Origin of the sequence: Mesorhizobium sp. M7D.F.Ca.US.004.03.1.1, assembly GCF_003998635.1 — a bacterium.
In the GTDB taxonomy this organism is placed as follows: domain Bacteria; phylum Pseudomonadota; class Alphaproteobacteria; order Rhizobiales; family Rhizobiaceae; genus Mesorhizobium; species Mesorhizobium loti.
Window position 1 is genome coordinate 1 of the sequence record NZ_RZQG01000378.1, and the last position, 5,542, is coordinate 5,542.

Genomic DNA, 5,542 nt, shown 5'->3' on the forward strand with positions numbered 1-5,542 from the left:
GATGAAGGTGCTGCTGCTCGACGAGCCGCTATCGGCGCTCGATTACAAGCTGCGCAAGGAAATGCAGATCGAATTGAAGCGGCTGCAGCACGAGACCGGCATCACCTTCATCTTCGTCACCCACGACCAGGAAGAGGCGCTGACCATGTCGGACCGCATCGCGGTGATGTCGTCGGGCAAGATCCTGCAGGTCGGCTCGCCCTGGGATATTTACGACAAGCCGGCGGAACGCTTCGTCGCCGACTTCATCGGCGAAACCAACTTCCTCACCGCCGCCATATCAGGCATCGGCAACGGCAAGGCGCGCGCGACGCTCAAATCCGGCACGACCATCGAGGCGACCGTTGCCGAAGGCTTCCAGCCCAAGGACAACGCCACCGTGGTGGTGAGGCCCGAGCATGCCAAGCTGACCAACAGCAAGGGCGACTTGTCGGGCACGGTCGAGAACGTCGTCTATTTCGGCACCGATACGCATATCCATGTCCAGCTCGACAGCGGCGAGGACTTCACCGTTCGCCAGCAGAACACACGCAGCGCCGGCTGCGGTTTCGAGCGTGGTGACAAGGTCGGTATCCTGATCGGCAACGATGCCGCGCAAGTGCTGAAGGACTGATCATGGCGACCGCGGAAGAAGTCGCCAAGGCAGCGGAGCGGCGCGATGTGCGTGACCGCTGGCTTCTGTCAGCACCAGCGCTGCTGGTCATTTTCCTCGCCGCGACCGGCCCCCTGCTGATCGTGCTGGTCTACTCGTTCCTGACGCCGGGCTCCTATGGCGACGTGAAGTGGCAGTTCTCGCCGGAAGCCTGGATCGCGGTGTTTCTGGAACGCGATATCTTCGACGATACGCTTTCGGTTGCCGCCGCCCACGTCACCATCTTCCTGCGTTCGATCAAGCTTTCGGTGGTGACAACCATCGCCACCTTGGCGCTTGGCTTCCCGACCGCCTATTTCATGGCGACGCGCAGTGAAAAGACGCGCGATCTCTGGCTGTTCCTGATCACCATTCCGTTCTGGACCAACCTCCTGATCCGCACCTTCGCGGTGCTGCAGATCATCCGCAACGAAGGCATCATCAACACGATCCTGCTCAAGCTCGGCATCATCTCGGCGCCGATCCAGATCCTCTACACCGACACGGCGATCCTGATCGGCATGGCCTATGTCTACCTGCCGCTGATGGTGCTGCCGATCTATGCCAGCATGGAGAAGCTCGATTTCCGGCTGGTCGAGGCGGGCTATGATCTCTACGCGACACGCTTCCAGGTGCTGCGGCGGATCATCTTTCCGATGGTCAAGCCCGGCGTGATAGCCGGCTCCATCCTGGTCTTCATTCCGGCACTTGGTGCCTATGTGACGCCGAGCGTGCTGGGCGGCGGCAAGAACATGATGTTGTCCAACCTGATCGAATTGCAGTTCGGGCAGGGCCGCAACTGGCCGCTTGGCTCGGCGCTGTCGATCGCCGTTATGATCATCGTCATGGTGGCGCTGCTTGCCTATGTGCGCAATGCCGGCAAGTCGGGAGTGCGGCATGGCTAAAAACTTTTCCATCAAGCATCAGCCAGGATTCACGGCCATCGCCGCGACCTGTTTTATCGTGCTCTATCTGCCGATCATCGTGCTGGTCATCTATGCCTTCAACGCGGCGAGCTCGACCTCCGAATGGGGCGGGTTTTCGCTCAAATGGTTCCAGTCGGCTTGGCAGAACACGCAGGTCGTCGATGCCACCCTGCGTTCGTTCCAGATCGGCTCGATCGCGGCGGTGCTTTCCACCATCTTCGCCACCATGGCGGCGCTCGCCACCACACGCACGGCACCCTATCCCGGCCTCACCTTCAAATATGCGGCAATCAACCAGCCGCTGATGGTGCCCGAGATCGTCACCGGCGTGGCGCTGCTGATCTTCTTTTCGCGCATCAAGATCTTCACCGGCTATTCCGGCATCGGCTATCTGGTCGCCGCGCATACGGCGTTCTGTATTCCCTTCGCCTACCTGCCGATCCGGGCGCGGCTTGAGAATATGGACCTAACGCTGGAGCGTGCCGCAGCCGACCTTTACGCGACGCCCTGGAAAACCTTCCGCCGCATCACGCTGCCGCTTCTGTGGCCGGGCATCCTTGCCGGGCTGATGCTGGCCTTCGTCATCTCGCTCGACGATGTCGTCATCACCGAGTTCGTCAAATCGGGCGGCCAGGACACGCTGCCCACCTACATGCTCGGCCAGATCCGCCGCGGCATCACACCCGAGATCAACGCGATATCGACCGCCTTCCTGCTGCTTTCGGTCGCGATCGTCACGTTGTTTTTCTTCGTCAGCAGGAAACGAGACTGAACCGAAAATGGGAGTTAAAACCATGAACTGGAAGACAACAGCAACCGCCATGGGGTTGGCGTTGCTCGCATCGACGAGCCTGGCGCGCGCCGACGGCGAACTGAACATCTACAATTGGGGCAACTACACCAGCCCCGACGTGATCAAGAAGTTCGAGGCCAAATACAACGTCAAGGTGACCATCACCGACTATGATTCCAACGATACCGCGCTCGCCAAGGTTCGCCAGGGCGGCACCGGCTTCGACATCGCCGTGCCGTCGCAGACCTACGTGCCGATCTGGATCAAGGAAGGCCTCGTTCTGGAGACCGATCCGGGCAAGATGGAGAACTTCAAGAATGTGGCGCCGGAATGGGCCAATCCCGATTTCGACCCGGGCCGCAAATATTCGGTGCCGTGGGCTCTGGGCACGGTCGGCGTGGTCGTCAACACCGACGTCTACAAGGGACCGGCTGACAGCTGGGGCATCATCTTCAACACGCCCGATGAGCTGAAGGGCAAGGTCAATGTCGTTCCCGAGATGAATGACGTCATCTTCGCCGCGATCAAATATGTCGGCGGTCAGCAGTGCACCGACGACAAGGCGGTGCTGAAGAAGGTGCGTGACACGCTCGTCGCGGCCAAACCGAACTGGATCGCCATGGAATACAACACCATCGAGAAGATGGGCGCCGGCGACTTCAAGGCAACCAGCGACTGGAATGGTTCGGCGCTGCGCCAGCGGCTGGCCAACCCGGCCATCCACTACAACTATCCGAAGGAAGGATACGGCCTGTGGAGCGACAATGTCGTCGTTCTGAAGGAAGCCAAGAACGTCGAGAACGCCAAGCTGTTCCAGAACTTCATCATGGATCCGGAAAACGCGGCCGGCCTTTCGGCTTTCCATCGCTATGCCAACGCCATCACCGGATCGGACAAGTACATGCCGGCCGACATGAAGGATGCGCCGGAGGTCGTCATTCCGGCCGCCGCGAAGCCACAGGGCGAGTTTCAGAAGATGTGCGCGCCTGAAATCCAGGACATCTACACCAAGATCTGGACCGAACTGCAGAAGTAGTCGCTGCATGACGGACCCGGCGGCATATGCTGCCGGGTCTTTTCTTATCCGGGAATGGCCTTTCATGGACTCCTACCGCAACTCTGATCCGCGGCCGTCGATCATGCAGGGCTCGCCGCCGGCCATGGTGCCGCCGAAGCTCGACTGGGATCGGCCGCCGTGGAACCGCTGGGCGTTCCAGCATATCCGCGAAATTCTGCCGACCGCCGAAGTCTGGCGCGGCAATGGCCATCGCCACCGGTTCGAACGCGCCGAGGTCGATCTCGACGGGCTGTCGGTCGAGGACAGCGAGGGCCAGCCGACAACGCTCGCCGGGCTGCTCGACGAAACCTATACGGACGGCTTCCTGGTGCTGAAGGACGGCAAGATTGCCTATGAGCGCTATTTCAACGGCATGAATGACCGCACGCTGCACCTGTCGCAGTCAATGGCGAAGTCCGTCACCGGTTCGGTGTTCGGCATACTGGTCGGGCGCGGCCTGATCGATCCAGCCAAGCCGGTGACTGACTATCTGCCGGAGCTCGGCGCGACGGGCTGGGCCGGCGCCAGTGTGCAGCATGTGCTGGACATGACCAGCGGCGTACGCTTCTCGGAGGAATATACCGACCGCTATTCGGACATTGGCCAGGTCGATGTCGCCACCGGCTGGAAGCCGGTGCCGCCGGACAGCGATCCGGCCTTTCGCTGGCCCTCGAACATGTTCGAGCTGATCCTGGGCTTGAAGGAAACGATCCGCCCGCATGGTGCTGCCTTCGAATACCGCTCGATCGAGACCGACGTGCTTGCCTTCATCATGGAACGGGTGACCGGCAAACGGCTGCCGCAACTGGTTTCGGAAGAACTCTGGCAAAAGCTTGGCACTGATGAAAGCGCCTGCTTCACCGTCGACAGCGCCGGCTATGCGGTGGCCGATGGCGGCTTCAACGCGACTCTTCGCGACTACGGCCGTTTTGGCCAGCTGATCCTCGACAATGGTGGCGGTGTCGTGCCGGCCGACTGGATCGAGGCCACGCGCAACGGCAGGCACGGGCCGGACTTCAGCCCCAGCCTGCCGGAGGGCAGTTATCGCAACCAGTTCTGGATCGAGGACCCGCGCTCACGCGCGCTGATGTGCCGGGGCGTGTTCGGGCAGATGATCCATATCGACTGGAACACAGGAATGGTCATGGTGAAGCTTTCGACCTATCCGGATTTCAGCAATCTCGCCTATTCCACAGCGACGCTGAAGGCCGTGCATGCCATAGCCGCCGCGCTGAGCTGAACCCCACAAGAAACGACCCGGAAGGAAACGCCATGACCGGCAAGACCGCGTTCGAGACCCGGTACGGCTTCCGCCGCAACGAGGTGCTGCTCGCCAACTGGCGCGAGAACCCGTTCAACCGGTGGTCGTTCCAGAATCTCGGCGAACTGGTGCCGACCGCCCGCGTGGCGGCAGCGTCGGGCGTTGTCGAAGTCCCCGTGCGGGACATGGGCGGGCTGCTAGGCGAAAAGGTTTCGGTCGGCGGTGCGCCGGAGACGGTGGCTGAATTTCTCGTACGTTCGAGCACCGACGCGCTGACGGTGATGAAAGGCGGCAAATTCATCGGCGACTGGTTCGCGCCGCACATGGATTTCGGCGCCCGCCACATCATCTTTTCGATCAGCAAGTCGCTGACCGCCATTGTCGCCGGCATCTTGGAAGGCGAGGGGGTGTTCGACCCGGAAGCGCCGGTGACGGCCTACATCCCTGAAGCCGCCGGCTCGGCCTATGGCGACGCGAGCGTGCGGCATGTGCTCGACATGAGCGTCAGCCTCGATTTCGAGGAGGCCTATCTCGATCCAGAGAGCGCCTTCGCCCGCTATCGCCGCGCCACGCTGTGGAATCCAGGCGGCGGCACGGAGAGCCTGCGCGAATTCATCCTGACCTTGCAGCGCCTTGCCGAGCCGCACGGCCAGACCTTCCGCTACCGCTCGCCCAATTCCGACCTGCTCGGCCTGTTGCTCGAACGCGCTTCCGGCCAGCGCTTCGCCGACCTGATGCGCGAGAAACTGTGGCTGCCGCTCGGCGCGCTCAGCGAGGCCTCGATCGGCGTCGACATGGAAGGCACGGCCCGCACCGCCGGCGGCATCTCGGTGACGCCGCGCGATCTGGCGCGTGTCGGCGAGATGATGCGGCA

Annotated in this window: 6 protein-coding genes; all 6 read left to right on the top strand. The window is 61.9% G+C overall.

What is annotated here, in order from left to right:
- Window positions 1–613: ABC transporter ATP-binding protein (locus EN935_RS20320; protein ID WP_164771221.1), on the top strand; the 613-nt coding region annotated here is incomplete at its 5' end.
- Between the two features lie 2 nt (window positions 614–615).
- Complete coding sequence (locus tag EN935_RS20325; protein ID WP_109659438.1) at window positions 616–1,536, top strand: ABC transporter permease; 921 nt, start codon at window positions 616–618, stop codon at window positions 1,534–1,536.
- Window positions 1,529–2,329, top strand: a complete 801-nt coding sequence (locus EN935_RS20330) for an ABC transporter permease (protein WP_126070300.1) — start codon at window positions 1,529–1,531, stop codon at window positions 2,327–2,329. The genes EN935_RS20325 and EN935_RS20330 overlap by 8 nt, the downstream gene beginning before the upstream one ends.
- Window positions 2,330–2,351: 22 nt before the next feature.
- Window positions 2,352–3,386 (top strand): extracellular solute-binding protein, encoded by a 1,035-nt coding sequence (locus tag EN935_RS20335; RefSeq protein ID WP_127373558.1) that lies wholly within the window; start codon window positions 2,352–2,354, stop codon window positions 3,384–3,386.
- Window positions 3,387–3,450: 64 nt separating this feature from the next.
- On the top strand, window positions 3,451–4,647 hold the full coding sequence (locus EN935_RS20340) for a serine hydrolase (protein WP_127263718.1): 1,197 nt from the start codon (window positions 3,451–3,453) through the stop codon (window positions 4,645–4,647).
- A gap of 32 nt (window positions 4,648–4,679) precedes the next feature.
- A partial coding sequence (locus EN935_RS20345; RefSeq protein ID WP_164771222.1) for a serine hydrolase domain-containing protein occupies window positions 4,680–5,542 on the top strand: 863 nt, incomplete at its 3' end.

What these genes read in the sequence shown, in the direction of transcription:
- EN935_RS20325 (WP_109659438.1), top strand. Translation starts at nt 616, where the DNA reads ATGGCGACCGCGGAAGAAGTCGCCAAGGCAGCGGAGCGGCGCGATGTG.
- EN935_RS20330 (WP_126070300.1), top strand. Translation starts at nt 1,529, where the DNA reads ATGGCTAAAAACTTTTCCATCAAGCATCAGCCAGGATTCACGGCCATC.
- EN935_RS20335 (WP_127373558.1), top strand. Translation starts at nt 2,352, where the DNA reads ATGAACTGGAAGACAACAGCAACCGCCATGGGGTTGGCGTTGCTCGCA.
- EN935_RS20340 (WP_127263718.1), top strand. Translation starts at nt 3,451, where the DNA reads ATGGACTCCTACCGCAACTCTGATCCGCGGCCGTCGATCATGCAGGGC.